General features: G+C 66.5%; 19 protein-coding genes. 4 read left to right on the top strand and 15 right to left on the bottom strand.

The annotated features are described in order from the left end of the window. Positions 1 to 21: 21 nt before the first annotated feature. The 3 genes from Q0654_RS16590 to Q0654_RS16580 all read right to left on the bottom strand — a co-directional run bounded on the left by Q0654_RS16590 (position 22) and on the right by Q0654_RS16580 (position 4,031). Positions 22 to 1,911: an MFS transporter gene (locus Q0654_RS16590; RefSeq protein ID WP_298855959.1), complete on the bottom strand. Its 1,890-nt coding sequence runs from the start codon at positions 1,909 to 1,911 to the stop codon at positions 22 to 24. Between the two features lie 515 nt (positions 1,912 to 2,426). Continuing rightward, complete coding sequence (gene dinB, locus Q0654_RS16585; protein WP_298855958.1) at positions 2,427 to 3,497, bottom strand: DNA polymerase IV; 1,071 nt, start codon at positions 3,495 to 3,497, stop codon at positions 2,427 to 2,429. Between the two features lie 63 nt (positions 3,498 to 3,560). Beyond that, positions 3,561 to 4,031 (bottom strand): helix-turn-helix domain-containing protein, encoded by a 471-nt coding sequence (locus Q0654_RS16580; RefSeq protein ID WP_298855957.1) that lies wholly within the window; start codon positions 4,029 to 4,031, stop codon positions 3,561 to 3,563. A gap of 105 nt (positions 4,032 to 4,136) precedes the next feature. Between Q0654_RS16580 and Q0654_RS16575 the strand changes: the two genes are divergently transcribed. Continuing rightward, positions 4,137 to 4,973 (top strand): alpha/beta fold hydrolase, encoded by an 837-nt coding sequence (locus Q0654_RS16575; RefSeq protein ID WP_298855956.1) that lies wholly within the window; start codon positions 4,137 to 4,139, stop codon positions 4,971 to 4,973. Between the two features lie 196 nt (positions 4,974 to 5,169). Here Q0654_RS16575 and Q0654_RS16570 read toward each other — a convergent pair whose 3' ends face one another. Next, positions 5,170 to 6,114 (bottom strand): SDR family NAD(P)-dependent oxidoreductase, encoded by a 945-nt coding sequence (locus tag Q0654_RS16570; protein WP_298855955.1) that lies wholly within the window; start codon positions 6,112 to 6,114, stop codon positions 5,170 to 5,172. Between the two features lie 75 nt (positions 6,115 to 6,189). Continuing rightward, positions 6,190 to 7,080 (bottom strand): malonyl-ACP O-methyltransferase BioC, encoded by an 891-nt coding sequence (gene bioC / locus Q0654_RS16565; RefSeq protein WP_298855954.1) that lies wholly within the window; start codon positions 7,078 to 7,080, stop codon positions 6,190 to 6,192. A 96-nt stretch (positions 7,081 to 7,176) separates the two neighbouring features. Here bioC and Q0654_RS16560 point away from each other — a divergent pair, with 96 nt between their 5' ends. The 3 genes from Q0654_RS16560 (at position 7,177) to icd (ending at position 10,344) form a co-directional block, all read left to right on the top strand. Continuing rightward, the gene (locus Q0654_RS16560) at positions 7,177 to 7,896 is read left to right on the top strand and encodes a 2OG-Fe(II) oxygenase (RefSeq protein WP_298855952.1); all 720 of its coding nucleotides are present in this window, start codon (positions 7,177 to 7,179) and stop codon (positions 7,894 to 7,896) included. A gap of 249 nt (positions 7,897 to 8,145) precedes the next feature. Next, on the top strand, positions 8,146 to 8,871 hold the full coding sequence (locus Q0654_RS16555) for a hypothetical protein (RefSeq protein ID WP_298855950.1): 726 nt from the start codon (positions 8,146 to 8,148) through the stop codon (positions 8,869 to 8,871). Positions 8,872 to 9,045: 174 nt separating this feature from the next. Next, positions 9,046 to 10,344 carry an NADP-dependent isocitrate dehydrogenase gene (gene icd / locus Q0654_RS16550; RefSeq protein ID WP_298855949.1) on the top strand — a complete coding sequence of 433 codons (1,299 nt, stop codon included), beginning with the start codon at positions 9,046 to 9,048 and terminating at the stop codon, positions 10,342 to 10,344. 81 nt (positions 10,345 to 10,425) lie between these two features. Here icd and brxL read toward each other — a convergent pair whose 3' ends face one another. The 10 genes from brxL to Q0654_RS16500 form a co-directional block, all read right to left on the bottom strand. Beyond that, positions 10,426 to 12,468, bottom strand: a complete 2,043-nt coding sequence (brxL, locus tag Q0654_RS16545) for a protease Lon-related BREX system protein BrxL (RefSeq protein ID WP_298855947.1) — start codon at positions 12,466 to 12,468, stop codon at positions 10,426 to 10,428. A 2-nt stretch (positions 12,469 to 12,470) separates the two neighbouring features. Beyond that, the gene (gene pglZ / locus Q0654_RS16540) at positions 12,471 to 14,822 is read right to left on the bottom strand and encodes a BREX-1 system phosphatase PglZ type B (protein WP_298855945.1); all 2,352 of its coding nucleotides are present in this window, start codon (positions 14,820 to 14,822) and stop codon (positions 12,471 to 12,473) included. Next, complete coding sequence (locus Q0654_RS16535; RefSeq protein ID WP_298855943.1) at positions 14,819 to 15,583, bottom strand: hypothetical protein; 765 nt, start codon at positions 15,581 to 15,583, stop codon at positions 14,819 to 14,821. Before Q0654_RS16535 ends, pglZ begins: the two co-directional genes overlap by 4 nt. Beyond that, positions 15,580 to 16,572 (bottom strand): hypothetical protein, encoded by a 993-nt coding sequence (locus Q0654_RS16530; RefSeq protein WP_298855942.1) that lies wholly within the window; start codon positions 16,570 to 16,572, stop codon positions 15,580 to 15,582. The genes Q0654_RS16535 and Q0654_RS16530 overlap by 4 nt, the downstream gene beginning before the upstream one ends. Before the next feature lie 104 nt (positions 16,573 to 16,676). Further along, complete coding sequence (locus Q0654_RS16525; protein ID WP_298855940.1) at positions 16,677 to 17,285, bottom strand: hypothetical protein; 609 nt, start codon at positions 17,283 to 17,285, stop codon at positions 16,677 to 16,679. Then, entirely contained in the window at positions 17,282 to 18,574 is a 1,293-nt protein-coding gene (locus tag Q0654_RS16520; RefSeq protein ID WP_298855938.1) for an ATP-binding protein, read from the bottom strand. The genes Q0654_RS16525 and Q0654_RS16520 overlap by 4 nt, the downstream gene beginning before the upstream one ends. A 9-nt stretch (positions 18,575 to 18,583) precedes the next feature. Next, positions 18,584 to 22,078 (bottom strand): DNA methyltransferase, encoded by a 3,495-nt coding sequence (locus tag Q0654_RS16515; RefSeq protein ID WP_298855936.1) that lies wholly within the window; start codon positions 22,076 to 22,078, stop codon positions 18,584 to 18,586. Positions 22,079 to 22,089: 11 nt separating this feature from the next. Further along, positions 22,090 to 25,536 carry a BREX system P-loop protein BrxC gene (gene brxC, locus Q0654_RS16510; RefSeq protein WP_298855934.1) on the bottom strand — a complete coding sequence of 1,149 codons (3,447 nt, stop codon included), beginning with the start codon at positions 25,534 to 25,536 and terminating at the stop codon, positions 22,090 to 22,092. A 26-nt stretch (positions 25,537 to 25,562) separates the two neighbouring features. Next, positions 25,563 to 26,114: a BREX protein BrxB domain-containing protein gene (locus Q0654_RS16505; RefSeq protein ID WP_298855931.1), complete on the bottom strand. Its 552-nt coding sequence runs from the start codon at positions 26,112 to 26,114 to the stop codon at positions 25,563 to 25,565. Further along, positions 26,101 to 26,874, bottom strand: coding sequence for a hypothetical protein (locus Q0654_RS16500; protein WP_298855929.1), 774 nt, complete (start codon positions 26,872 to 26,874; stop codon positions 26,101 to 26,103). Before Q0654_RS16500 ends, Q0654_RS16505 begins: the two co-directional genes overlap by 14 nt. Between the last annotated feature and the right edge of the window lie 72 nt (positions 26,875 to 26,946).

Genomic DNA, 26,946 nt, shown 5'->3' with positions numbered 1-26,946 from the left:
CATGGTGGGCCAGGGCCCACCCTAAGCCCACTCCCCCCGCAGCGCCTGCACCCGGTCCTGCAGCGCCGCGGCTGTCGCCTGTTCGGGCGGCAGGGCGGAAGCAATCGCCAGCTCGATATGGGCACGGAAACGGCGCGGCAGGCGCATGCGCCGCAGGGCCGAGTCGCGGCGGCTGAACAGGCTGCCCCACATGCCGCGCAGGGCCATCGGCACCACCGGCACCGGGCGGGCGGCGAGGATGCGTTCGACGCCGGAACGGAAGGGGTTGATCTCGCCGCTGCGGGTGATCTGGCCCTCGGGGAAGATGCCGACCAGCTCGCCAGCGGCGAGTGCCGCATCGATCTCGGCGAAGGCCTTCTCCATGAGCGCGGGGTCTTCCTTGGCGCCGGCGATCGGAATCGCCTTGGCGGTGCGGAACACCCAGCTCAGCACCGGGATGTTGAAGATCTTGTAGTACATGACGAAGCGGATCGGACGCCGCACCGAGGCCGAGATCAGCAGCGCGTCCATGAAGCTCACATGGTTGCAGACCACCAGCGCGGCGCCTTCGTCCGGTACCTGTTCGACGCCACGCACGCGCAGGCGGTACAGCAGGCTCATCAGCAGCCAGACCAGGAAGCGCATCAGGAACTCCGGCACCAGCCGGAAGATGTGCCAGGCCACCAGCGCATTGAGTATCGCGGTGACCAGCAGGATCTGCGGGATGTTCAGCTCCAGCGCGGTCAGGCCAATCGCGAGCCCGGCCGCCAGCACCATGAACAGGGCATTGAGAATGTTGTTGGCGGCGATCACCCGCGAGACTTCCTCGCGCGGCGTGCGCGACTGGATCAGCGCGAACAGCGGCACGATGAAGAAGCCGCCGAACAGGCCGATCAGGGCGAGATCCATCAGCACGCGCCAGCGCCCGGGCTGGCCGAACACTTCGCTCACCGACTGCCCGAGTGCGCCGACGTCTGCGGGTTGGGCGAAATAGAGATCGATGCCGAACACCGACAGGCCGATTGCCCCCAGCGGCACCAGGCCGATCTCAATCTTGTGGCCCGAGAGCTTCTCGCACAGCAGTGAGCCGACGCCGATGCCGGCCGCGAACACCGCCAGCAGCACCGACATCACCGCGGCCTCGCCGCCGAGCGTGTCACGCGCGTAGACCGGCAGCTGGGCCAGCACCAGCGAGCCGTAGAACCAGAACCAGCTGATGCCCAGCACCGAGTTCAGCACCGCGGTGCGGCCGCGCAGGGTGCCGAGCGTGTGGCCGATTTCGCTGATCGCGTTCCAGTTGAACTTGAGCTCCGGCGCGGTCGGCGGCGCCGGCGGGATCGCCAGGCTGACCAGCCAGCCGACGAGGGCGAGCCCGATCACGCAGACCGACACCCAGAGATCGGCGTTTTCCAGCTGCATCAGCGGCCCGCCCGCGAGGAAGCCGAGCAGGATCGCCATGAAGGTCGCGGCCTCGACCCAGGCATTGCCGCCGACCAGCTCCCAGGGCTTCAGGTGCTGCGGCATCAGCGAGTACTTGAGCGGGCCGAAGAAGGCCGACTGCGTGCCCATCAGGAACAGAACGCCCAGCAGCAGCTCGACCGAGCCCAAGGCAAAGCCCACCGCGGCCGCCATCATGACCAGGATCTCGGCGAACTTGATGATCCGGATCAGCCGCGCCTTCTCGTACTTTTCGGCGATCTGCCCTGCGCTGGCCGAAAACAGGAAGAAGGGCAGGATGAACAGCGCCGCGGCGATGTTCGAGTACAGCAGGCTCTGCTCCTGATCGGTGCCGACGCGGTAGATGACCAGGCCGATCAGCGCGTTGCGAAACAGGTTGTCGTTGAAGGCGCCGAGCGCCTGGGTAAGGAAAAACGGCAGGAAGCGGCGCTGCGCGAGCAGGGCGAACTGCGAGGTCTGCGGGGCGTCGGCCATGCGGGCGTCCATGCGTGGGTAGCGGGCGAGTGTGTGTGTCCTGTGCGGCGGGCTGTCAAGCCGCGTCAGCTAGTGCCGCAGCGCGCACGCGCTTGTCCTGCGACTGTAAGGAAGTGTTTCGGGGTTCAGCCGCGCATCGACCAGCGGACGGTTTTCCGCCGTGACCGGTGCACCGGTCGGCGCGCGGACGGGGCGAAGTGTGAGCGGTTCCGCTTTCCGGACTCTGGCACGGAAGCTGCTGGTCACAGGCATCGCCCAAGCCCATCCCGGCTGCTCGAAGCGGCCCACGGAGCTCACCATGTTCGCCCTCACCCTGCTGCACACGCTGGATCGCGTTCGCCACGAAGTGCTGGTGCCGGCCTGGTACTGGGGCCTCGCGATCTGCGACGGCGCGGCTTACCTGCTGGCGCGTCGCTGACCCAGCGGTCCCCGCGCGCTGGCGCTGCGAACCTCGTTCGCCCTGCTGCGCAACGCTCAAGCCAAGACCTGCAGCAGCAGGCACCACATCCGGCGGCTCACTCCCCGCGCCCGAACAGACTGCCCTGCCGCGGCAGGCTCTCCGCCTCCACCAGATTCGCCAGCCCGACGCCCGCCAGCCGATAGCGCGTGCGCTTCGGCAGCTCGACCCGCGTGCGCAGGGCCAGTGCGATCTCCAGCAGTTCCTGCCAGGACGCCGGCGGTGATTCCGGGCTGAGGCTGCGGGTGAGGATGCGGAAGTCGGTGGTCTTGAGCTTCAACACCACGGTGCGGCCGATCCGCTGCGAGCGCTGCGCCGAAGCCCAGACCTTGCGCGCCAGCGGCTCCAGCTCGGCGCCGATCGCGTCGAGGTCCAGATCCACCGCGAAGGTGTCCTCGGCTGAGATCTGCAGGCTGGGTCGTTCCGGCTCGACGGGGTGTTCGTCGATGCCCAGCGACAGCTCGTGCAGGCGCCGGCCCCAGCGGCCGAAGCGGGCGATCAGCGCCTCGGCACCCAGATCGCGCAGCTCGCCCACGCGCTGGATGCCGAGCTCGGCCAGCTTGGCCTGCATCACCTTGCCGACGCCGGGCAGCTTGCCCACCGGAAGCGGCGTCAGGAAATCCAAGGCCTGTTCTGGCCGGATCACGAACAGGCCGTCGGGCTTGCGCCAGTCGGACGCGATCTTGGCCAGAAACTTGTTCGGCGCCACGCCGGCACTGGCGGTCAGCTGCGTGGTGTCGCGGATCTCGGCGCGGATCGCCTTGGCCACCGCCGTGCCCGAGCCCAGGCCCTGCAGGTCGGCGCTGACATCCAGATAGGCCTCGTCCAGCGACAGCGGCTCGATCAGCGCAGTGTGCCTGGCGAAGATCGCCCGCACCTGGGCCGAGACCGCCTTGTAGCGGGCGAAGTCGGGCGGCACGAACACCGCGTCTGGGCAGAGGCGCTCGGCGCGGATCGCCGGCATCGCCGAGCGGATGCCGAACACGCGGGCCTCGTAGCTGGCCGCGCAGACCACCGAGCGCGCGCCCTTCCAGGCGACCACCACCGGGCGCCCGCGCAGGCTCGGGTCGTCGCGCTGCTCGACCGAGGCGTAGAAGGCGTCCATGTCGACGTGGACGATGCGGCGCATGCGCGTGGGGTTCGAAGCGGAGACGCGTGAAGTGTGCCTGCGCGTCGCGCGAGGCGTGCCGCTTCAGCCCGGTTCGCGCCAGTGCAGGCGCAGGTTGCGCGGGGTCAGCTCGCTGCCCTCGGCGTCGAAGGCGCGCAGGGCGGCGAGGGGCGCGCCGGTGTCGGCGTTGCGCAGCTCCAGCGCGGTCTCCTCGCAGGGCGCCCACTGCGTGCCCCACTGCGCCATCGACACCAGCACCGGAAACAGGGCCTTGCCCATCGGCGTCAGCCGGTACTCGATCTGCCGGGCGTCCTCGCGCGAAGGCTCGCGCGACAGCACGCCGCGCTCGACCAGGTGCTTGAGCCGCGCCGACAGGATGTTGCGGGCGATGCCCAGGCGCCGCTCGAAATCGTTGAAGCGGCGCTGGCCCATGAAGGCCTCGCGCAGGATCAGCAGCGACCAGCGCTCGCCGACGATCTCCAGCGCGCGGGCGATCGGGCAGGGCGAGTGGGGATCGGCGGCAGGGCTGGCGCCAAGGGCGAGATGCGGGCTCATGAACGCGAGCATGGCGGGTTGGGTTGCAAACTGCAACTGATCGCGCTAGCGTCTTCTGCGGTTGCACATTGCAACTGATCTGGACCCGCGTCCAAGGAGCACCCCATGTCGCCTGCCGCCCTGCGTCCGCTCGGCTCCACCCTCGGCCGACTGTTCCCCGAATTCACCGCCGAGCTGGTTGCCGGCTATGCCACTCGCCCGCGCCCGCTGCCGCCGCGTCCGCAGCCCGAGGACGCCGAGCCGGTGACCCTGCGCTTCGGCCTGACCGGCCTGCGCTGGGGCCACAGCGGTCCGCGCGTGCTCGCCTTGCACGGCTGGCAGGGCAGTGCCGCGCAGTTCGCGCCGATCGCCCGCGCCCTGGTCGCCCGCGGCCTGCAGGTATTGGCGCTGGACGCGCCCGCCCACGGCCGCACGCCGGGCGAGTTCGCCTCGCCGACGGTGTTCTCCGACGCCCTGCTGGAGAGCCGTCCCGAGCTGGGCAGCGTCGAGGCGGTGATCGGCCACTCGATGGGCGGCGGCGCCGTGCTGTATGCACTGGCCCACGGCCTGCGCGCCGAGCGTGCAGTGGTGGTCGCAGCCCCCGCCCACTACGCCGAGGTGCTGCAGCGGACCAGCCGCCGGCTGGCCCTGCCGCAGCGCGCCGAAGCCGCCTTCGTCGCCCGCATGGAGCGCCTGACCGGCGTGCCCGCCGCGGCGCTGGACATCGCCGCGCTGGCGCAGCGCTTCAGCGGCGAGCTGCTGGTGGTACACGACCACGCCGACCGGGTGATCCCACACGCCGACGGCGCACGTATCGCCCGCGCTGCGCGGGTACCGCTGCTGACCACGCAAGGCCTCGGCCATGCCCGCCTGCTGGCGGATCCGGGCATCGCCGCCGCGATCGCGGCCTTCGCGCAGGAAGGCCGGCGCAGTCTGGATCCGGGCCGGGTGACGCTGAACTAGCAGGCTGTTGAAAAACAGGCTGCTAGCCCGGCCAGGGATGGCCGGGACGACGAAGCAAGCGCGTAAGCGATTGATTTGTCGTGAGGCGGTACGGACCTGCGCCGGACCGCCGACTTGAAGAACTCCCCGGAAGGGAGTTTTTCAACAAGCTGCTAGCTCTGCCCGAGTCGCGTCGACTCACGCATGGAATCTCAGGCTATGAGGCCCAGGGCGCCATGCCCTGCAGCCGCGCGCGCAGATGCGCGACCAGGGCTTCGGCGCTGGCCCCGCCGCGGGTGAAGCCGAAGGCGTGCTCGGTCTCGCGCTGGCGGTCCAGCCACAGCCCGCCTTTGGACGCCAGCGGCGGGCGCTTCGCGGCCAGCCACAGGGCGGTGTCGGCGCCCTCTTCGGCACTGCGCAGCCAGCGGCCCAACATCCGGCGGAACTGCGGCAGGGCGCTGCGCACGCCGTCGGTATCGACCCAGCCGGGGTGCATGGCATAGGCGCGCGGCGCTGCTTCTCCGAGCGCGTTCCACCAGCGGGTCAGCTCCACCTGCGCGCGCTTGTGCTGCGCATACGCGGCCAGGCCGTTGTGGCTGTCGGCGTCGGCGGCCTCCAGCGCGGCGAGGTCGAGCCGAGCGCCGTACAGCCCGCCGGAGCTCATCGAGATCACCGCGCTGCGCGCATCCAGGGCGCCCGCTTCGCGCAGACCCTCGGTCAGGACGAAGTGATTCAGCAGGTTGGTGGCGAAGCCGGACTCGATGCCCTCGGCGGTCCGCTGGAAGTCGTGGAGCATCAGGCCGACATTGTTGACCAGCACGTCGACGCGGCCCGCGCGCGCCAGCGCACTGGCGGTGGCGCAGGTGGCGGCGACGCTGGACAGATCGACCTTGAAACCGTGGATGCGGCCGGCGCCTTCGCCCTCCAGCGCCTGCAGGCGCGCGCCGTCGCGCCCGAGGGCAACCACATCGGCGCCGGCTGCTGCTGCGCCGAGCGCGATCGCGCGGCCGATGCCGCCGGTCGCACCGCTCACGACCCAGCGCTGGCCGCGAAAGTCGAAGTCGAGCGCTTCAAAGCCGCGTGCGCGGCGGACATGGCCAAGCCTTGAGAAGCTGGGCAGGAAGCGGGCGTAGAAGAACAGACTGGCGAGCGCATTGAGCATGCGCGGAGTCTGCGCGCGGAACAGCCAAGCGGGCGTGAGCCGCGCGCGCAGGCGGCGTGAGCGCGCTGCGCCGCTTCAGACCTTGCGGCGAATCTTCAGGCCCGAGACCGGGAAGCTGGCGATCTCGCCGCCGCCTTCGCGCCGCCGCGGCTGGCCGGGCTCGGGCGCGAAGCACTGCGCGTAGAACACCTCGTAGGTGGCCGGCAGCACGCCGTCGCGGCGGTGCTGCTCATAGGCCTCGAACACCTGCTGCATGCGCGCCTTGCCGGTCAGGCTGCGGCGGCGGTCGGACCAGGCATTGCCGGCACCGATGCCGCGCAACTCGCGCATCAGGCTGCGGACCTCGGGATAGGTCAGGGTGAAGCGATCGGTGTCCAGCACCGGATCGCGGAAGCCCGCGCTCATCAGCGCATCGCCCACGGCCTGCATCGGCGTGAAGCTGGAGACATGCGGCGCGCGATCGGCGGCGGCGAAGGACTCGCGCAGCTCGTACAGGGTGTCGGGCCCGAAGCTGGAGAACAGCAGCAGGCCGCCCGGCCGCAGCAGCCCGCGCAGGCCGTCGAGCACGGCCGGCAGGTCTTCGATCCACTGCAGGCAGAGACTGGAGAACACGAAGTCGAAGCTCTGCTCGGCGAAGGGCAGGGCGCGCGCATCGGCGCAGACCCGGTGGAAGCGCTTCGACTTCGGCGTGTACCAGCGCCAACCGCGGCCGGCCTCGGCCAGCATCGGCAGGGCAAGGTCCAGCGCCACCACCTCGGCTTTCGGGTAGAGACGACGCAGCTCGGCGCTGGCGCGACCGGGGCCGCAGCCGAGGTCGAGGATGCGGGTGGGTTCGGTCTTGGCGAACACCCGCTGCTCCAGCAGGCGCGATTCCACCTCGCGCTGCAGCACGGCGATGGCGGCATAGTCGGAGGCGGCGCGGCCGAAGGCGCGGCGCACCTGGCGCAGGTCAAGGCGGGGGTCCATGAGGGCGCGCAGTGTACGCCAGCGCATCGGCGACGGGCTCGCCGAAGGGCCGTGGCCTGTGCGTAGAATCGGCCATCACGCCGCGCGGACCCGTCCATGAGCCACAGCCACAACGATTTCATCGAGGTCTACGACAACGCCCTGAGCCGCGAGCACTGCGAGGCGCTGATCCAGCGCTTCGAGCGCTCGAACCAGCTGCAGCCGGGCGCGGTCGGTGGCGGCATCTATCCCGAGCTGAAGCACAGCAGCGACCTCACCATTTCCGGCCGGCCCGAGTGGCAGGACGCGGAGATGGCCCTGAATGGCGCGATGTTCAACAGCCTGCTGGCCTATTTGCGGCGCTACCCGCACACCCTGATCGCGCCGCTGATGCTGCAGATGCAGGACGCCGCCAGCGGCCAGCTGCGGCGCGTCGACGCCAGCGATGTCGAGCGCATGGACGCCGCCCAGCTCGGCCCGGTGGTGCAGCAGGTGTTCCGCCCCGGCTCGATCAACCTGCAGCGCTACCGCGCCGGCGAGGGCGGCTACCCCTACTGGCACTGCGAGCTGTATCCCCGCGATCGCGACGCCGAATGCCTGCACCGCACCCTGCTCTGGACCGTCTATCTCAACGACCGCTTCGACGAGGGCGAGACCGAGTTCCTGTACCAGGACCGCAAGGTCAAGCCGAAGACCGGCAGCCTGCTGATCGCGCCAGCGGCGTTCACCCACACCCATCGCGGCAACCGGCCGCAGCGCGGCGACAAGTACATCGCCACCAGCTGGATCCTGTTCCGTCGCGCCGAACACCTGTACCCGGACATGGCCGCGGCCTGAGACCGTCCATGCCCGGCGTCGCGGCGCAGCGAATGTTCTTGAAACAACCTGAGGTCGTCATCCCCCCGAACAGCCTGTCTCGCGAAGGCGGGGACGGGGATCCGGGACCCGGGGCCAGGCCTCTGGGCCCCCGCCTTCGCGGGGGCGACGGTGACGGGGGTCTGGGCGAGAGTTCTGTTTTCTGAAAGAAGCTGCTGTTTGAATTCACCCAGCACGACCTGCGGCAACCCACCCAACGGAGCCGATTCCATGCGCCTGACCCGTCGATCCCTGAGCGGCCTCGCCCTCTGCGCCGTTCTCGCCGCCTGCTCCGAGCCGCCGCCGCCGCCGCCCAGCGGCCCCACCATCAACAGCGCGGCGGCGAACGAAGCCGTGGTGCTGTTCGACCAGGCCGTGGCCGAGGGCCGCGGCCAGCTGGCCCGGGCCTACGCCCAGGACATCCTCGCCAAGTACCCGGGCACCCAGGCGGCCGCCAAGGTCCAGGCAGCGATGCCCGAGGTCGAGGGGATGGCCGCCGCCGATCGCGAGCGCACGCGGCTTGCCAACATGTGGGTCTACCACGCCGTGGGCGAGGTCAAGGGCACCACCTACACCGCCTTCATGTACGAAGCCGGAAGCGCCCAGAAGCCGCGCGAGGAGCGGCCGCAGCTGGTGCTGCGCCGGCACCCGGAGTGGGGCCAGAACGTCTACATCCTGCTGCCCGGCGGCCGCATCGCCTGCGGCGCGCGCTGCAACGTCAACATCCGGATCGATGAGGCCAACCCGGTGCGCTTCGAGGCCAGCCAGCCCGAGGGCGCGCCGGTGCCGGCCATGTTCATCGAGGAGGACCGGCGCTTCTTCGAGGCGCTGGAGAGCGCGCGTTGGATCGAGATCGAAGTGCCGATCCGCGGCGGCATGCAGAGCCTGCGCTACGAAGTGGGCGGCATCGACCTCGAACGCATGGGCCCCGAGCTGCCGGCGCGAAGGCGCTCCTGAGGGCGCTGCGAGCGCGCCTGCCGAAGGTCGCACTTCACGCTCACGTTCCCGCAGGCGACAATGGCGCGCTGCGCCGCGCGGCGCCCAGGCCGCGCGCATCCTGCATTTCGGCAGACAACCCTTTCATCCAAAGGCCCCGTCTTCGCGACGGAGGCCGCAACCGGGAGGATCCCCATGGCAGAACCGACCCTCACCCCGCCCGCCGGCGGCGCCAAGATCACCATCGACAGCGGCAAGCTGCAGGTGCCGAACAATCCGATCATCCCCTTCATCGAAGGCGACGGCACCGGCCCGGACATCTGGCGCGCCTCGGTGCGCGTGCTCGACGCGGCGGTGGAGAAGGCCTACGGCGGCCAGCGCAAGATCCACTGGCTGGAGATCTATGCCGGCGAGAAGGCCAACAACCAGTTCGGCACCTGGCTGCCCGATTCCACCGTGCAGGCCTGCCGCGACTACCTGGTCTCGATCAAGGGCCCGCTGACCACGCCGATCGGCGGCGGCATCCGCTCGCTCAACGTGGCGCTGCGGCAGATGCTCGACCTCTATGTCTGCCTGCGCCCGGTGCGCTGGTTCAAGGGCGTGCCGAGCCCGGTCAAGCGTCCCGACCAGGTCGACATGGTGATCTTCCGCGAGAACTGCGAAGACATCTACGCCGGCATCGAGTTCGAACAGGGCAGCGAAGCGAACACCAAGTTCCTCGCCCTGCTCAAGGAAAACTTCCCGAAGGAATTCGGCAAGATCCGCTTCCCGGAGACCTCGGGCATCGGCATCAAGCCGGTGTCGAAGGACGGCTCCGAGCGCCTGATCCGCGCGGCGATCGAATACGCCATCGCGAACAAGCGCAAGTCGGTGACCCTGGTGCACAAGGGCAACATCATGAAGTTCACCGAAGGCGCGTTCCGCAACTGGGGCTACGCCCTGGCCGAGCGCGAATTCGGTGGCCAGGTCTATACCTGGGAACAGTGGGAGCGCACCAAGGCCGCCAAGGGCGAGGCCGAGGCGAACGCCGAGCAGAAGGCCGAGCTGGCCAAGGGCAAGATCCTGATCAAGGATGCGATCGCCGACATCACCCTGCAGCAGGTGCTGACCCGTCCGGACGAATTCGACGTGATCGCGACCCTGAACCTCAACGGCGACTACCTGTCCGACGCGCTGGCCGCGCAGGTCGGCGGCATCGGCATCGCGCCGGGCGGCAACATCAACTACAAGACCGGCCACGCCGTGTTCGAAGCCACCCACGGCACCGCGCCGAAGTACGCCAACCTCGACAAGGTCAACCCGGGCTCGGTGATCCTGTCCGGCGAAATGATGCTGCGCTACATGGGCTGGACCGAAGCGGCCGATGCCATCATCAACGCCATGGACGCCGCCATCGCCGCCAAGACCGTCACCTACGACTTCGCCCGCCTGATGGACGGCGCCACCGAAGTGAAGTGCTCGGAGTTCGCGGACGCGCTGATCAAGGCGATGTAAGCGGGCGCTGCGACACTTGAAAACACAAGGCCGCCTTCGGGCGGCCTTGTGCGTTTTGAGCTTCAGAGACCGATCGACCGACTATTCGGCGATCGCCTTCAGCAGGGCATCGCGCGCATCGGAATAGAACTGGATGTCGATCCGCGTTGCCATGTCGTCGGAAAGATCGAACAGCTGGCGTCGACAGCCGACGGGCATCAAGACGGCGGTTGCGCCCTTCTCAACAGCGAGCTCTACGAGGTTGATCGGATCGTGAATCGGCTCGATTGATCCACCAAGATTGACCTCACCCACTACCACTAAACCACCGCGCACGCTGCGCTTCAGCAGCGCAGTACAGAGCGCGATAAGGCTAGCCACGCCAGTCTTTCCCCCCGACTTGGCGGCATCAAAGGCCCGCAGCTGGGCGGAAAATTCATGCTGACGGGCATCCTTGTCACCGACCAGCTGCTGCATGCGCGCGTACAGGTTCTGCTCCGCAAAGCCCATACTCTCGCGAAAGGCTGGCGGAACCGGCTTGTTCAAGATGCGCACGCCTGATCCGGGGCCCTCATTGACCTCGATCCGGAACAGTCCGGGGTGTTCATCCCCCGCGCCGGGGCTGATCGTCCATGCCTGGCCGGGTTCCAGCGGGTCGTCGCCGATGCCCGTCGTGCTCTGCAGCTCGGGCGTGGCGACGAAGCGCTCTACGCCATCCTCGCCCATGACGTAGCTGAAGTGCGTGTTGCGGAACTCCGCCGCACCGATACGCTTCTGCTGCTCCTTGACGCGGCGTCTGGCCTCCATGGCAATACGCACCGCCCACTCGATGTCTTCGACTGAGGCATCGGCGTAGACGGGATAGAGCAGCTTGAGCAGCCCGCTAACCGTCTTGTTCACCGCCGTCGTATCGCGGCCCGACAGGGCTCCGCCGTACTGCACTCGCCCCTGCAGCGAGGCAACGCGGCTCTCCGCGCGCAGCTGGCTCCAACACTCAGAGAGGAAATCGCTCACCAGGCCAAAATGGCTCGTTAGCAGATCCTTGCTGATCTTGGGCACGTCCCAGCCGGGAAGGAAGGCGTGGATGCGATCCATGAAGGCGGTGTCGTCCTTCATCTCAGGCGGCATCGGCCCGAACAGGTGGCCGATGCGCTGCTGATGCTCCACATCGACATCGAAGTTGCCCACCAGCACGATGCTGCCATCCGCGCGGATGCTCTCCTTGCCCCGGCTGAACTCGCCCGACTCCATGTAGCCTTTCATGATGTTGACGCCGTCCTTCTGATCGAAGGAGATGCCGGACACCTCATCGAAGCAGACCACGTCGTACTGGCAGACCAATCCGCGCTGGCCGGTGGAGTTGTTGACGAACATCTTGGCGACGGTCGCCTTGCCGCCCGAGATCAAGTGCGCATAGGGCGAAACCTGCTGGAACAGATGGCTCTTGCCTGTCCCGCGCGGGCCCAGTTCGACCAGGTTGTAGTTGCGCTCGACGAAGGGAACCATGCGCAGCAGAAGCGCGTCCTTCTGCCTTTCTGAGAGGCCCGCGGGCTCCATGCCAATCGAGCGCAGCAGAAAGTCCTTCCATTCGGCCGTGCTGAACTGTGCGCGCGCCTCACCAAGGCGCTGCAGCACGTCTCGGCTTGAGAGCTGAATCTCGCGAATGGCCTGGACGCCGAACGGGCGCCCATTGCGTTCCTGCGCAATGCCGGCGTCGTATTCCAGCGTGATCTCAGCATAGAAGCCGCCGGTGAGCATGCGCTCGTGTTCCGCAACGAGTTGAGGGGTGATCCTCGCGTCCTTGATCTGCAGGCTTGGCAGCACTGCGAGGTAGCTGTCGGTCTTGGTGTCGAGCCGCGCAGTGACAATGTCGATCAGCTTGACCTGGCCCTGTTCGCGAGCGCGCGACTTGAACAGCTCCTCTTCGCCCGCTCGCACCGCGCGCGACTGCAGCTGACGCTGCACGATCTCAAGCCCTTCCTCGATTTCGGCAGGATCAACGCTGGCGCAGTAGCGCCCAAGCAGGAACTCGACCACATACGTGGGCACAGGGAACTGACGGCTGAAAGTGCGCACCAAATCCTTGCGCACCAGGTTGCCATCCAGCGCTGCGACGGCTTTGCGATCGATCTCATCAAGCTGCATGTCTAGTCCTCAGCACCAATACTGACGGCGCGCTGGGCGATCAAGCCGCCCTCCGCATCCACAATGACCAGGAAGGCCGCCTGGCCAAGCAAGTCTTCGTCCTCCACCACGAGAGAACAGGTGCCGCTTGCCGAAAGCGCCTTTGGCGCCATGGCTACCCGAGTGGTGGCATCACCGGGTTGACGACGGATGTCAGCCGACAACCCGCGCGAATCGCCCAGCACCGACACGCTGAGGCGCAGGCCCTTCCACACGCAGTGTTCGATCTCTACACGTCGTTCGTGATTCGCGGGCTTGCTTATGCTCAGCTGTAGCGTCAGGCACTCCTGCAAGCTCAGGCCGCCGTGCGCGTAGTCTTCGCCTGCCTTGTAGCAAGCAATGCCATCCGCCAAGGCGAAGCTCTGGCTCGGATTCCAATACCAGGGGTAGCGGCGCTCCTCCGAGGCCGCGCCGGGTTTGATCGCCGCGCAGCGACTCCATTTGGTGTCCACCAGCGCCTTGGGCAGCTCTATCTTTGGTAGACCACCTGGCATCAGCAGCCAACCGTGGTCGGTGACCACCTGCACCTGCTGCCATCCCGCGGCGAGCAGTGCCTCAATGCGTTCGCAGATCTCCTTGAGCATGGGCTCAAGGTGTTGGGCCAGCTTCCAGCCTCGCGCATGGCCTTCGCCGTCGATATCGCCGAACTCGCACCAGGCCTGACCCTGACCCGTACCGGTCGCATCGCCGCTCACCACCTGCCAGCCCTGCTCTCCGAGCAATCTGCGCAGCTGCTGTACGCTCAGGCTCGCTCCAGAGTCCAGCGCGAGGGGTTCAAATTCAACAGCGCTCGCTGCGCCGCCAATACGGTGCGCCACGGGCGAAACCGCAGCCTTGCCAGTCGCCGTGACGCTGGGCAGCGCCACCCAGTGCTGCGCCTCTGCAACGTTCAAATCCTTCGCGGCCAGCTGCTGCGCGAGACGCTTGGCGACATCGAAGCGCAGCCCGTCGACGAACAGCACACACTGCTCTTTGCGCACATACGCTGGGGGGCGCCCTTCGCTCACACCGCCGGGCGGACCGCTGCGCTCAACGACTGTCTGCAGATGGCGAGCGCTGGCTTCGGCCCAGGGCAGGTAGACACTGCGAATGGCGGCCGATAGCGCCGCGTAGTCCTGGCCCGTGTGAGCGTGTTCCAAGGCTCGCAGCATTGCAGCGTCGGCCTTCCAGCCCCAACTCACATAGCCTGACTGCAGGTCATGCAGCTCCCCTGCAGCCAAAGGTTGCGCGGTCAGGTGTGCCAACTCGGCGAGATGTTCCATGGCCAGCGCCAAGGGCGCTTGGCCCAGCTCTGCCCACACCAGGCTTCGGCGCTGTCGATGCTCGCGCTCAAGCCGTTGCAACTGCTCCCGCGCAACATGGGCTGGTACTGAATCCAGCGCGCACAGGCTCGCGCGCAGATCGGACTCCTTGCTCTCATTCCATTGCGGCCAGCCACCCGCTGTGTTGGCCTCGGTCAGCATGTCGAACATCGGCGGCTGGCAGCGCCGAATCAGGGCCGGAAGGTTCGGATAGCGCTTGGGCGCTTCGGCGTAGCGGTCCCATGCCAAGGCCCAGGGGCCGCTGCGCGTTGCCAGCTTGGCTGCCGCGGCCAGCTCGCCCTCTTTGGGATGAAAGGCGAACTGCGCCTTGCACACACTTTCGAAGGCCGACCAGGCGTTGCCTTGTCGCGAAGCCCGGAAACCCGCTGGGTTGTCCAGCCACTGCAGCAGATCGCGCACAGGGTCGCCGCCGCTGAGCAGGGCATTGAACCAGGCCGCGTCCAAGCGCCGGGAGCTCAGTACCTGCAGCGGCTCGTCCATCAGTTTGCTCAATGACAGCAGCATGGCCTCTTTGGTCTCGCGGTCTTGGCTGACATCCAGGTCCAGCCCGCCCTGGTCGGATTTCAGGAAGGCCAGCACCGTCCAATCCTTGGCATTCACCTGTGAAAAGATCTGGCCGCGGTACTGCAGCTCGGCCAGCGGTTTGAGTGGCTCGGGGCAGTGCTCAATCGCACGCAGATCCTGTCGACCGACTTCCGGCAGATAGAGGATGGGCGGGGCTCCTGGAGGTAAGAAGACGGCCTCGACCTGTCCCGCGATCGCGCAGCGCAGCCAGATGGCAGGCCCGCTGCGATGCGCCTCATCCAGTGGTCCTAGGACAAGCAGCTCAGGCAGCTCAGCCTGTAGCGCCTGGATGATCGGTCGCCACTGCGCGTCCTTGTCTGGCCACAGGATGCAGTGCGGCGCGCACTCCACTTCGGCGTTGTGCCGTGCCGCGCGGCGCAGCGCTTGAGCCAGCGCCTGCAGGGGAGTGTTGGCTTCGGTGTGGCTCATGGGGTGGCTCCGTAGGCTGCGCGCAGGCGGGCCCACACGTCCTCAGGCGTGTCGTTGATGCGCAGGTCGGCCAGCAGGGAGGCAGTGACCTCGGTGCCTGCCGCTTCGATGAATCGGGCCATGTCGTCACGGATCGCAGGAGCAATCTCCGTGCCCTGGGTTGCGGAGAGTAGCTGCGCGAGGGCCAGCACATCGTTGCGATGCTTCTTGATCTGCTTGCTGTCGACGTTGCCGATGCCGCCAGCCTTGCGTTCGCTGAGGTCCAGCCACGCCCGCGCCTTGAGAGGGATCATCGCGTACTCGGTGACCACCCGAACTCCTGCCAGTACTCGGCTGTGTGCTTGCAGAAAGCCGTAGTAGGCGTCATCCAGGAGAATCGCCGACAGGCTGAGCATGTCCGCGTCGATCGGTACCGGCGTGCTGTGGCTGCCCGGCTTCAGTGGGAACGCATCCGGGGCACGCGCGAACAGCTCCAGCTGCTCTGGAAAGTGCGCGGTCTCAGGTTTGGCGAAGCGGTGAAAGCAGCGTGGCTCTGCGCCGTGCTGGTGCACCTGATACCCGCCAGCGTCAATGAAGGCCCAGAGCTTCTGCGCAAAGCTGGCGTCCAGCACCTCCACGCAGAGCACGATGTCGAGGTCGCGAGTGCGGCGTGCCGGCATATCGGCTTGGTCCAGCGCGAGCTGCGTGGCAACGCCCCCGATCAGCACGTAGCAAGCCTCGTCGCCCGCGAAGTGCTCGGCAAAGGTATCGAGCCCTTTCACCACGGGATGTGCTCCATCAGTTCGTCCAGCGCGATCTGGACGCGCACGTCATGTTCATCGCGCAGGCTGAGCTGCAGTGAGAGGGGATCGACCAGACCGCGCTCTGCCAGAGGCTCCGGGGCATAGCGCCACAGCTGCACCCAGCAGCAGCCTTCGTCGTACAGTGGCACTTCGATGGCGTTCGGGACATCCCGCTGCCAGTGGCGGCTGCAGGCGGCGTACACCGTAGTGGAAGGGGCGGCGAGGTTGCTGAATTCGGCCAGTGCCGTCTCGCCGGCCAGGGCCAGGCCTCCCGTAGGCAGGCTCTCTTCGCGCACGCAGATCGCGCGCAGCACTGGGCTGCGCAGCAGCGGCTGAGCGCGCTCCCAGGTGGCCTGGGCGGAGTCCTGCAGGGCAAAGCCACGCGACTTGCCGCGGGTCCGCGTTTCGATCATCCGGGTGGCCTCCAGCTCCTTGACCGCACGGCTAAGGCTCATTTCGGCATAGCCGAGGGCCTGCGCGGCTAGCCTGACCGTGTTTGCCTGGGGTAGCCGCCCAAGCAGAAGCGCCAGAAGCAGTTGCTGAGCCACGGGACTGAACTGCGCGACTGGCTCCGGCTTCAACCTGCGCGGCCGCTGCACCGTTTCAGCGCTGCCGAGGGAGGGCCAGAACAGCTGGCGGCCGGGGATGACAAAGGTCTGTCTGAGCTCCACCAGCCGTCGGCGCAGATAGGCGGGCAGCTGCTCTGCCACCAGGCAGGTACGCTCGGGTGTGGTGCCCAAGCGCTCGGCGAGCTGCGCCAACTGCTTGCTCAGGACCAGAGGCGCTGGAGGTTCCTCACCTTTCAGCAGCACGGCGAGCCAGGCCTCGCCCCCAACATCCATCCAGTGGCCGGCGTAGCCACGGTCCAGATAGGCCGGCAGAGCGGCGTGCGTGGGCTCACCCCACACGACTCTGCGGCCGGCGACGGCTTGGACATAGCTTGCAAGGTGGGCGAACAGCGGCGCCATCGGCGCAGGCTAACACGGCTAGAAAACACTAACAATCAAATTGTTAGTGTAAATATGGCTGTTGGAACACAAGTGAGGAAAGCACTCGCGTGGCACGGCTTGGACTACAACAGCCCTTGGCGCAGCGCCTCGTGATACACGAAGGGTGAGAGATCGCGCAGGGTGTCTGCGTCTTTCTTCCTCAGGTACTGACGGAAGTGGCGCGAGCGCATCGAGTTGAGATCGGGGCTGTCCAGTTTCAGCCGACTGATCGTCTTCTCAGCGAGTTCCACGGCTGCTGGCCCGTGCCGGGCGGCCAAGGTTCGGTCTGGCTTGATCTCGCCGGACAGAAGATTGAGCTCAAAGGCGTCCGGCGGCATTCCAATCGGGTCGAACACATCGCCGAACTTGTTCTTGTTGCGGTTGGCGCCCAGGCAAGACAGACGATAGTTGGCCCACTCGTAGGCCTGCCCGACGTCGACCGACTTCGGGATGAAGTGATCTGTCGAGCTGGCGCCCGTGTCCCAATCAAAATAAATGGCCAGGTAGGCACAGGTGCCCTTGTAGGCATCCCAAAGCGCCTTGTTACTCGCTGACCAGAACGCGCGTAGCTGCGGCTTCTGCGGCGCAGGCCCAGTGCTTGGGATGCCTTGGGCGGCCAGCCAGGCCAAGCCAGGCTGTCGCACCTTGCGATCGAAATCTGCGGGCTCGGGCTGCAAGCTCACCGGGATCACGCCAACCATCCCTTGGTGCGGCCGATGTAGCGCCAGTTGAACAAAAAGTCGTCCGTCGGGGACAAGGCCTGCACCAACTTGTGGTTCATCTGCTTGACCCGATCGGGATCTGGCGATTCGGCCTCCAGCAGCGCAGCGGCCTCGTGCAAGAGCTCCTCGGTTTCGATCGACCTTGAGCTCTGTAGGTCAAAGGCTTCGCTGGTCAACCAGCGATCGGCGTCGCCGAGCAGCTCGAACGGGCGCTGTCGCAGAACGACCTGGTGCTGCTCGCCGACCAGTTCAAAATCGAGATCAAACCAGGCGTCTTGTGCTGCATCGAAGATCGGTTCGACGGAGGCCATCACCAGCGGCGAATGCGTTGCCGCGATCACTTGCACGCTGGCCTCCTGCGCCAGCGACTGCATCACCTCAAGCAGCGCGCCGACAATGCGACGCTGCCACTTGGGGTGCAGGTGGCATTCGATCTCGTCGATGAGAAACGTGACCTGAGGGGCTGCATCCTCGCCTATGAGCGCGGCTGCCTTGAGGTGCTCTTCCCAAGTCCACACCAGCAGGTAGGCCAGGGCCAGGATGCGGCGGATGCCAGCCGAGGCATGCAGCACGGGTACATCCTGTCCGTACGGCATGCGAACGGTCGGGATGTCGCGGGCGTCGTCCAGGCTGATGCGCATCAAGTCGCCCGGCTTGATCACTTCGGCTTCTGAAGGAGACAGCGCGGCCAGCACAGCACACAGACGCTTGTAGGCCACGCCGCGTTCCTTCTGCCACCCCGCCCAGTCTGATATCAGGCCGTTGCAAAGCAAGCCGCGGTCGTTGTCTCTCAGGCCATCCCAGATTTCCTGGGTGGAGAACACGTAGGCCGGCGGGCGATCTGGAACGTCACCGGTGCCTTTGCTGCGCCAGTAATTGCGCGCTGGGTCCCAAGCTGCAAATCCGCCGTCCGCCTGGGCGTAGAGCACCAGACCAGGGTTCAAGGGTCGACCGACTGCCCCTGTCCATGACTGAAGCTTGCGGTCGAAGGTGCTCTCGTAGGCCTTCGGTTTGGACTTGCCCGTCACCGAAAAGGAAATTGATCCCGACTTGCCGGGCTGAGGCTTCGCGGGCAGACCCGTCGGCAAACGTCGATTCAACTCACCCGGCCAGCGCCGCGTCATAGCCCACCAGGCGATGTCGAGCAAGAAGCTCTTGCCCAGTCCGTTGTCGCCAGTCAGCAGGTTCAGCCGCTTGGCGAAGCGCAGCTGCATCGCGGGGGCGGGGCCGACGTTGCGTAGGGAGAGCTCTTCGATCATGGCGCGATCCTACCCGTTCCGGGCCGCCTGCTTTTCAGCCAGGCTCAGGTGATGCTCGTTGATGCGGTCGCCTTCCTTGCCGCCGTAGGCCGAGCCGAGGTGGTACCAGGGAGCGGATTCGACGTCGGTGCCGCGGTCCTTCTTCCAGTGGAGGTTGGGCTTGTCGCGCAGCACGCCAGCGCCCTTCTTGCGGATGTCGGGCACGCTCAGGAAGGGGCGGATGTTCAGGCGCACGCCATCGTTCAAGTCGGGCGCCCAGCCGATGGGCTGTTCGGCCAGCGGCTTCCAGCGCACGAAGATGTCGTGGGGCTGCTCGCCCTTCAGGATCAGCTCCAGGCGGGCTTTGAGCACTTCGGCGGCGGCGAGTTTTTCCTGGGCGCCGTCGATGCCGGCGGCGATGTCCTGCTTCTGGCGGCTGATCCAGTCGCCGAGGTAGGTGTAGATCAGGGTTTCCAGGCGCTTGGTGTCGAGCTGGTGGTAGTTCAGCAGCACCGAGAAGCCGTCGCGCAGGCCGTCCCAGACCTGCCAGATGAAGGGGCGCTGCTGGAACAGGGCGCAGTGCTGGGCGAAGAAGCCCTCGCGCAGCCAAGCCTCCAGTGACTTTCCGGCAAACTCGGCGCTGGCCAGCAGGCGGGCCTCGATGCTGCCGGACCACTCACTGCCGTAGGCCGCGGCCAGCAGATCGCGCAGGCGGCTGTCGGCGGCGGGCTCGCCGCGCACCGGTGGGATGCAGACGATGCCGTCCTCATCGGCCAGCGGCGTCAGCCCTGTGCATCGGTTCACCCAATCGCGCTGCTCGGCGGCCAGCTCCATCCCGGCATCGAGCTCGGCGGGCCAGCGGTAGCCGAGCAGGCGGGCGACGGCGATCTGCAGCACGTTTGCCTCGACACGAAGCGGGCCGTAGACGGTCCACTTGGCGGATTCGTCCCAGACGACGGAGCCGCAGGGGTGGCCGTGGAAGATCCACTGGGTGGGGTCGTCGGAATATGGAGAAGGTATTCCTTTTGGAAAAATCTCGTTTCCGATATCTGTCAAGTCCCGGCTGTAAGGGACCTCGACGAAGCTTTGGTCGGTTATCTTCAACTGCTGATTAAACGCTCGGACTTGGTCATAAAAATCTTGACCAGAGACATAATTCCACAGTCCAGCCAGCAAGCTCGAGTCATCCGAACAAACTACACTGACGTTATTGTCAAACAGCTCGCCCGTATAAATCGTAGAAGGAAGCCTTCCAGTTGCCGTAATGACAACGCCCTTCTTGCCCCAAGCACCATGCCCGCGAACCCAGGCATTAATTCCGTTTTCGCCAAGCCTTGCTTTCAAAAAACCAATGAACTCCCCTTCGCAGCCGCCATCCCAAAAAAGAACGGAAGACCTTCCCCCGTAATGCAACGCTTCACTCACCGAAGATTGCAAGAACGACCAGCGGCCATTGCCGCACTCCACTTCCCAGAATGTCCTTCCAAAGCGGGAGAAGTCACCGGTACAGATGCCAAGGTTGCTCGAAGCTACATCTTTAAGGAGACCCTTAGATGTTGCGCCAGAGAAACCAATCCTGGTGCCTGGAGACTCGAGCAATTCGATCACTCTTGCAGACAGAAGTGGTGTCGATGCAAGCGCTTCTTGTTTTTCGTCCGCACTCTGGTACTTGCCTACGTCTACCCCTCGAATTTCATTGCTCACGCGTTTGCACGCAGTCGCCCCCAAGCTGTGGCCTAGGTCGAAAGGACTTGATGACTTGCTCAGCGTTAATAGCTGTACATTGAAGTCAAACATCGGAGTTCGAAAGCTTCTCGCCCCCAATAGCGCAGTCGCATTGAATTCCGCTGTCCGAAGTAATTGCTCGCGAAAGGCGCGATAGGTCGTCAGAAATAGCCAGTTCTGAGGGAGAGTCACACTAGCTGTGCCCCCTTCATGGCAGAAGTCTAGGCAGCGATCGAGGAAGACCGTGGACAAATCATTTTTGGCGACTGAGTGCTCCTGCTCGCAAAAAAGACGCAATCGCTCATCCTGCTTGCCACGCGCCAAGTAGGGCACATTGGTCACCACCCAGCTGTAGCGCTGCGAGAGCAAGGTCGCCGCCTTGGCCAGTCCCTGCGCCACTACCGCCACCTCGTGCTGCTCGGTCGTGCTCTCCGCCGCCAGCGCCCGCTGCAGCGCCGCCGACAGATCATCCCAGGCCACGATCTTGGCCGCATCCGACTTGCTCGGATCGATCAAGCTGCCCAGCACCGGCGCATCGCGGAAGGTGTCGTGCAGCCAGTCCATCGCGATCGCGAGGTTCTTGCCGCCCAGGCCGCCTTCGCGGGCCAGGGCCTTCCACTCCTCCTTGGCCACGCTGACCGACAGGCCGGAACACGCGACCTGAATCTCCGGCAGCCGCCGAAAGCCGCCGGCCTCGGGATAGCTCCATGCCGTGAGCGCCAGCGCAAAGGCGGCGATCTCGACGCAGCGCGGGTCCAGCTCCAGGCCGTGCAGGTTGTCGCGCAGCACGGAGTCCACCGCCGCGAGGGCATCGAGCCCCTCCATCTCCATCCGCAGTGGCGTGAGCATCAGCAGCAGGCTGACCAGGAAGTGGCCGGAGCCGCAGCAGGGGTCCAGGCACTTCAGCTCGGAGAGGTGCTGCGGCCAGCCGGGGAACGTACCGGCCGCTGGCGCCCAGCGCTCGATGCCGTCGGCGCCGGTTTCGCGCACAAAGCGCAGGTAGCTCAGCGATACGCCGGGCAGGCTGGCCTTGCGGCGCAGGGTGGCTTCATCCGGCGCGTGGCGCAGGTCGTCTTCGCTCAGCCGCCGCGATGCCCACCAGGCGCCCAGCGCGTTGTCGAGCAGGAAGGCCACCATGTAGGGCTCGGTGAACAGCTGGGTGACGGCCGGCAGCTCGCGCGCGCCGATCTTCACTTCAGCGCGGTTGATGCGGTCTTTGTTGTCGGCCTGCCAGAACTGGTACACCCAGCCCAGGCTGTCGGAGGCGGTGAACACATCACGCGGCAGTTCGGCCAGCAGGGCTTCTAGCGGCAGCTGGTGGTTGGCCGGCAGCTTGAGCGCGAACACCGGCGAATCGACGCGGAAGATCTGCGGCAGCATCTGCGCGGCATAGCGCGCGGCCAGCTCCCAACCGTTGGCGGCCCCTTCGTCGGCGGCCAGCTCGCTGCATTCTTCGAGGCTGACCGGCACCGGGCCGGCGGGGTCCGGATACATCAGCAGCTGGTTCTCGGCCAGATAGCGCGCGAACAGCATGCGGTGCCAGTGCTCGTAGGCGACTTCTTCAACCAGGCGCTCCATGGTCTGCACAGACCCGCCGTTCAAGCTGTCGCCCAGCTGGCGGCCATGCGCGCGCAGGCGCTTGCGCAGCTCGCGGCGGGCGTCGCTGAGGTGCGGCGGCGGGCTGGTTTCGGCCACGCCCAGCTCATCCAGCGTGGCGCGCGCGCCGGCTTCGGCCAGCGTACGGGCACGCTTGACGGCGGATTCCAGCCGGCTGCGCAGGCTGCGTTCGAGTGCGTGCATGGAGTGATCCTTCAGCGCGGGCGCACGGGGCCGTGGGCCAGGGCGGCCTTGAGCTTGTCGGCGGCCTCCGTGGCCCAGGCATCGACTTCGGCTGCGGTTTGCAGGGTGGGTTTGCCCAGATCAACGAACTGCACCTTGGGCTCGCAGAGCAGGGCCGCCTCTTCCAGAATCTGGGCGAAGCGGCCAGGCATGGCGGCGATGCGGTCAGTCAGGCCGGGCAGGGGATGCGCCTGCAGGCTGTCCAGCACGTCATCCACCGACTGCAGCTTGATCTGCGGCGCATCGGCCAGGGTCAGCTTCTGCGCGGCCAGCAGCTGGTTGCGCTGCTCGGGCTCCAGCGAGCCCCAGTGCGTATCGGCCTTCAGCAGGGCCAGGCCGGCGGCGTGCTGCTCGGCATAGCGCGTCTCGGCCTGCTTCAGCTGCTCGCGCAGGGCTTGGGCCAGGGCCTGGCTGAGTGTGGGCACGGGGTCGGGCTCGGCCAGCAGCTGGCGGCTGTCCTCAATGGCCTGCACCTGGGCGCGCAGGGCAGCGGTGTGCTCAAGCGCCACGGCGTGCTGAGCCAGCTGCTTCAGGCGCTGCCAGGGCTTCAAGCGCGCCTGGATTTTCTCAGCGCGGGCCTGCCAGTCGCGGATGTCGGCTTCCAGGGTTTCGCGCTGGTTGTAGAGGGCCAGCAGCTGTTCGTTACCCAGGCTGCGGCGCAGATCATCCAGAAAGCCAGCATCCGGGCGCGCGGGCTGCGGTGCTTCGCCACCGGCGTGCTCAATCAGCGCACGCAGCCCTTCCAAGAACGCCGGAACGCTGGCCAACTCTTCATTGGGTTTGGCCACGAGGCTCAGCGCCTGCATCAGCTTGCGGATCTGGATGCGCTGCGGGGTGGAGATGGTGGTGGCCTCGACCCGGTAGTGGGTCTTGCCAATGGCCTTGCGATCCATGCTCTTGAAGTCGACCGGCTGGCCGCGCTCGTCCTGGGCGCGGACGCTGCCCGCGGCCAGCAGGGCGAACAGTGCGCCGTCGATGGCATCACCCGACCAGCCGTAGGGCGCGGACTCGAAACGCGCGCGCAGCTCAGCGCCGCTCTTGCCACCGGCGATGAAGCCGAGCACGGCCTTGCACACCGGGTTCTTGTCGACTTCGCCCTCATCGCCGACGGCCTTCAGAGCATCGGGCGCACCCTGCTTGGCGCGCTCATAGACCTTGGCCCAGCCCGCGTGGTCGGCAGCGCCGAACTGCGGGTAGAGCCGATGCAGGGCGTTCTCCACCGCCTCCAGCACCATGGCCTGCAGATCGCTGGCCAGCACTTCGGCGCCGCCGCCCTGGAACACGCGAGCATCGCTGAAGCAGTCGCGCAGGATGGCCTGGATGCGTTGGTCGGCATTGCGCAGGGTGGTGTGCATGGCCTCGTAGGCCTCGCGCACGTCCGCCGGTGCCGTGGGCCCGGGCGTGCCGCGCTCGTCGATGGTATTGCGGGCGGCCTTGTACTCCATCAGCTGCTGGCGCAGGTCATCGCCGTGGCGCTTGGGCAGGAACACGAAGACGGTGGGGGAATCGCTGCCAGCCTGACGCGCGTCGGCCTTGATGGTGTTGTCGTCGCTGCTCCAGCCATCGCGCACCCAGAGATAGATGCGCTGATCCGCGTCCTTGGGCAGATTGGCGTCGAACAGGGGCAGGGCCTCGCGCGGCACCTTGGCGTCACCCTGTTCCAAACGCAGCTTGCGCACGGTCTCGCCGAAGAGCTTGCGGATGCGGGTGTCGCGCTCGTGCTCCAGGCTGTGCGGCTGGTTGGCCAGCAACCCGCGCTGGGCCATGAAGCTGTCGTTCCAGGCCGCGCTTTCATCGGTCTGGATGCGGTACTCCTCGCCCACCTGGATCAGCAGCTCACAGCCCTTCAGCAGCTGCGGCAGCTGGCTGCGCAGGGCGCTGGACCCGGTCGGTAGGTCTTCCACCAGCAGATCGGCCAGCGTGTCGATCGTGGCGCGCAGACCCAGCTCGGGGTTGACCGCCGCCACCTTGTTAACCAGAAAGATCAGGGCGCAGGCGCGGGCCAGCAGGCGCTCGTCTGCGCTGCCCTGAACCCACAGACTGGTTTTCTCAAACAGCTTGCGCGGCAGCAGGCGGGACTGCAGCAGGTTCTCGGCGCTGTCGAAGTAGATGTAGTCGGCCGGCACCACCGAGCCCAGCGGCCGATCGAGATTGGTCTGGATGACTTTGTGTACCACCGAGAGCTGGTTGCGCAGCTGCGCGGCCGTGCCGGTTTGGTCCAGCACCTTCAGCGCGGCCTCCCAGAAGCGCCGCCGCACCGGCAGCAGGGGATAGTCCTGCGCGAACAATGCGATATCGGTCTGCTTGTGCGCCAGGGTGCTGCCGGCAAGATGCCGCGAGATCTCGCCCAGGTTGTCCTGCAGGCGTGCGGCAATCGTCGGCATGGTCTCCGGCTTCTTGGCCAGGACGACCTTGCGGATCACTGCATCGACATCGCTGTCCGATAGTTCGACGCGCACGGTGAAACGGCCCTGCAGCCGCGCGAGGTTTGCGGTGCCGGTGACAGCGGTTTGCCCGGTGCCGACAAACAGCAGCTTGCCGCCGATGCTCTTCGAGCAGGCTTCGACGGTTTCCTGCACGTCCATGGAGCGCTGGGTGTCGGTGCCGATGTATTGCTGCACTTCGTCGAGCACCACCAAGGTCAGCGGGAACTTGCCATCGACGGTGAGCGCGTCGCGAATCGCCTTGATCATCTCGTCGCTGGAGACATCGCGCACGCTCGGGAACATATGCGTCAGCGCCTCAACGCAGGCGGCGCGCGAGCTGAAGCGTTGCGGCCAGACTTGGATCAGCGCATCGGCGATGCCATCGGCGACATAGAAGTTGTCGAGCTCTTCCTGCCAGTCGTAGCCCGCGGCCTCCACCGCCTTGCGGACCGCATCGAGCTGGCCTTCCTTCTTCAGCCACATTACGAAGCGCGCGACCGGGTATTGCTCGGGCAGCCCGGCCGACTTGAAGAGAATGCGCAGCAGCGCAAGGCGCACGCTGCCGCTGGCGCCGGCGCCCAGCGTGCCGGAGGCTGCATGCAGGCCACCGTGGGCGCGCGCCTTGCGGCTGAGTTCGGTGAGCAGGTCGCGCACGCTGCTGGGCAGCTCTGCCAGGCCGCGCGGGGTGGCGCCATCCGGGAAGGGGTCGTCCTGCCAGAGTGCGCGCATCATCTTCACCAGATGCGATTTGCCCGAGCCGAAGAAGCCGCTAATCCACACGCCGGGCTGATGCGGCTTTTCTGCATTGCTCAGGAAGGTTTCGAGAATGTCGCGCAGGCCCTTCTCGTACTGGCCGTCGCAGACGAAGGTTTCAAGCTCGTAGCGCAGCACCTCCAAGGCCGGCTGGGTGCGGTCGTCATTGACGGTGGCTACGCCCTGGTTGATCAGGCGCCGAGTCGAAGGATCTTTCAGGTAGATGTCGCGATTGAGCATGGTGAGTCCCGGTCGGATACGCGGAGTCAGAGCGCTTGTTCGGCGGTAATTGGCACAGCCAGATAGTTCCAGCCGTCGTAGCCATCGAGCAGGCGGTAATTGTTGTTCTCGAAACTGCCGGGGAAGAACACCAGCAGGCGGCCCTGGACCTGCGGCGCAAACAGGTCGACCACGTCCTTGACCTTAACCAGCCCAAACAGGCTGCCGACGCCATGCACGGCCACTACGCCGTTGCCATCTGCACCAGCCTGGGCAAGGAACTCGGCAAAGCGTTCGCCGAGATGCGCGAGGTACTTGGGCATCAGATTGGTGAGCAGCTCGGGATTGGCGAAGTACTTCTGCGCGTAGCGCTGCGCGGCCAGCCACTTGGCAAAGCTGTCTGTGAGGTCGAACACACACCAGCCGTGCGCGGCGCCGCGCGTGGCCAGCTCGAACTCCTCGACGCGTGCGCGCAGTGCGCGTTCCTCGGTAGGGTCATAGACACAGAACACGACCCGCTGTGCGGCTGCCACATCCGGCCGCCAGGGGGCCTGGATGAAACGCTCATAAGACTGCAGCAGGCGCTTAAGCTTGCTCATGTATGGCCTTCAATTCGTCCGGGCGGATGATCCGGGGAAACGCCACCTCGACCACATCGGCAACGCGCTTGAGGTCCAACCAGCCCTTGCGGGTGGCTTCCTCCGCCAGCTCCATCGCGCGCGACAGCGGCACATCCTGCACCGCCATGTAGCGCGTGCGGAACAGCTCGAGGCCACGAGCGCCGCTGGCGTAGCCGAGGAGCAAAGCAAGGGCGACCGAGCCGGCGGTGGCGGTGGCGCAGACACGGGTCTTGCTGGCGCGACCGTGTAGGTGCCCTGATTGGGTGAGGCTGGAGTTGATGTTCTGCGCGACCGACTTGAGCGTCGCCGGGCTGAATCTCTGGGGATGCAGCTCTTCCAGCTTGGCCTCTACCGCTTCGCGGGCCACCTTCGCACCCTGCGGAAACTCTAGAACAAAGGGGGCGATATCAGCCAGTAGACCGTCGCGGGCCAGGGCGGCGCTCAAAGCCATCAGCGGATGGCCGTTCGGGTCCAGCCTCCAGAACCAGGTGAGTGCCCGAAACAGCAGCAGGTCCGGGCTCATGCCGTAGAGGTCCACAAGGTGGCTCCAGGTGAGTCGCCGGGTGCTGACCGAGCGCTTGCCCAACACGTTGGCTTCGACTACCGCCGCACGCAGCTGATCGGGGCGATCGTCGAGCGCTGTCGCAGCCAGCAGCTCCGTAAGCTCCTGCAGCATCATGGTACGTGCGGCATGCGCGCCGCCGGCGGTGGTCTTGAAGCCTAGCTGGGTGGGGGGCATTGGGTTTCGCGATGCGAGGCAAGGCGGCGCAAGCAAACACGCCGAGCAGGACCGTGGACTTTAGCGTCTTGC

It is taken from the genome of uncultured Aquimonas sp., assembly GCF_937888285.1.
Classification (GTDB): domain Bacteria; phylum Pseudomonadota; class Gammaproteobacteria; order Xanthomonadales; family Xanthomonadaceae; genus Aquimonas.
Note: the sequence above shows the minus strand (reverse complement) of the source record. Positions and strands in the feature narration are given on the sequence as shown.

Coding starts and splice junctions, on each gene's coding strand:
- Q0654_RS16590 (WP_298855959.1), bottom strand. CDS start 1,911: ATGGCCGACGCCCCGCAGACCTCGCAGTTCGCCCTGCTCGCGCAGCGC.
- dinB (WP_298855958.1), bottom strand. CDS start 3,497: ATGCGCCGCATCGTCCACGTCGACATGGACGCCTTCTACGCCTCGGTC.
- Q0654_RS16580 (WP_298855957.1), bottom strand. CDS start 4,031: ATGAGCCCGCATCTCGCCCTTGGCGCCAGCCCTGCCGCCGATCCCCAC.
- Q0654_RS16575 (WP_298855956.1), top strand. CDS start 4,137: ATGTCGCCTGCCGCCCTGCGTCCGCTCGGCTCCACCCTCGGCCGACTG.
- Q0654_RS16570 (WP_298855955.1), bottom strand. CDS start 6,114: ATGCTCAATGCGCTCGCCAGTCTGTTCTTCTACGCCCGCTTCCTGCCC.
- bioC (WP_298855954.1), bottom strand. CDS start 7,080: ATGGACCCCCGCCTTGACCTGCGCCAGGTGCGCCGCGCCTTCGGCCGC.
- Q0654_RS16560 (WP_298855952.1), top strand. CDS start 7,177: ATGAGCCACAGCCACAACGATTTCATCGAGGTCTACGACAACGCCCTG.
- Q0654_RS16555 (WP_298855950.1), top strand. CDS start 8,146: ATGCGCCTGACCCGTCGATCCCTGAGCGGCCTCGCCCTCTGCGCCGTT.
- icd (WP_298855949.1), top strand. CDS start 9,046: ATGGCAGAACCGACCCTCACCCCGCCCGCCGGCGGCGCCAAGATCACC.
- brxL (WP_298855947.1), bottom strand. CDS start 12,468: ATGCAGCTTGATGAGATCGATCGCAAAGCCGTCGCAGCGCTGGATGGC.
- pglZ (WP_298855945.1), bottom strand. CDS start 14,822: ATGAGCCACACCGAAGCCAACACTCCCCTGCAGGCGCTGGCTCAAGCG.
- Q0654_RS16530 (WP_298855942.1), bottom strand. CDS start 16,572: ATGGCGCCGCTGTTCGCCCACCTTGCAAGCTATGTCCAAGCCGTCGCC.
- Q0654_RS16520 (WP_298855938.1), bottom strand. CDS start 18,574: ATGATCGAAGAGCTCTCCCTACGCAACGTCGGCCCCGCCCCCGCGATG.
- Q0654_RS16515 (WP_298855936.1), bottom strand. CDS start 22,078: ATGCACGCACTCGAACGCAGCCTGCGCAGCCGGCTGGAATCCGCCGTC.
- brxC (WP_298855934.1), bottom strand. CDS start 25,536: ATGCTCAATCGCGACATCTACCTGAAAGATCCTTCGACTCGGCGCCTG.
- Q0654_RS16505 (WP_298855931.1), bottom strand. CDS start 26,114: ATGAGCAAGCTTAAGCGCCTGCTGCAGTCTTATGAGCGTTTCATCCAG.
- Q0654_RS16500 (WP_298855929.1), bottom strand. CDS start 26,874: ATGCCCCCCACCCAGCTAGGCTTCAAGACCACCGCCGGCGGCGCGCAT.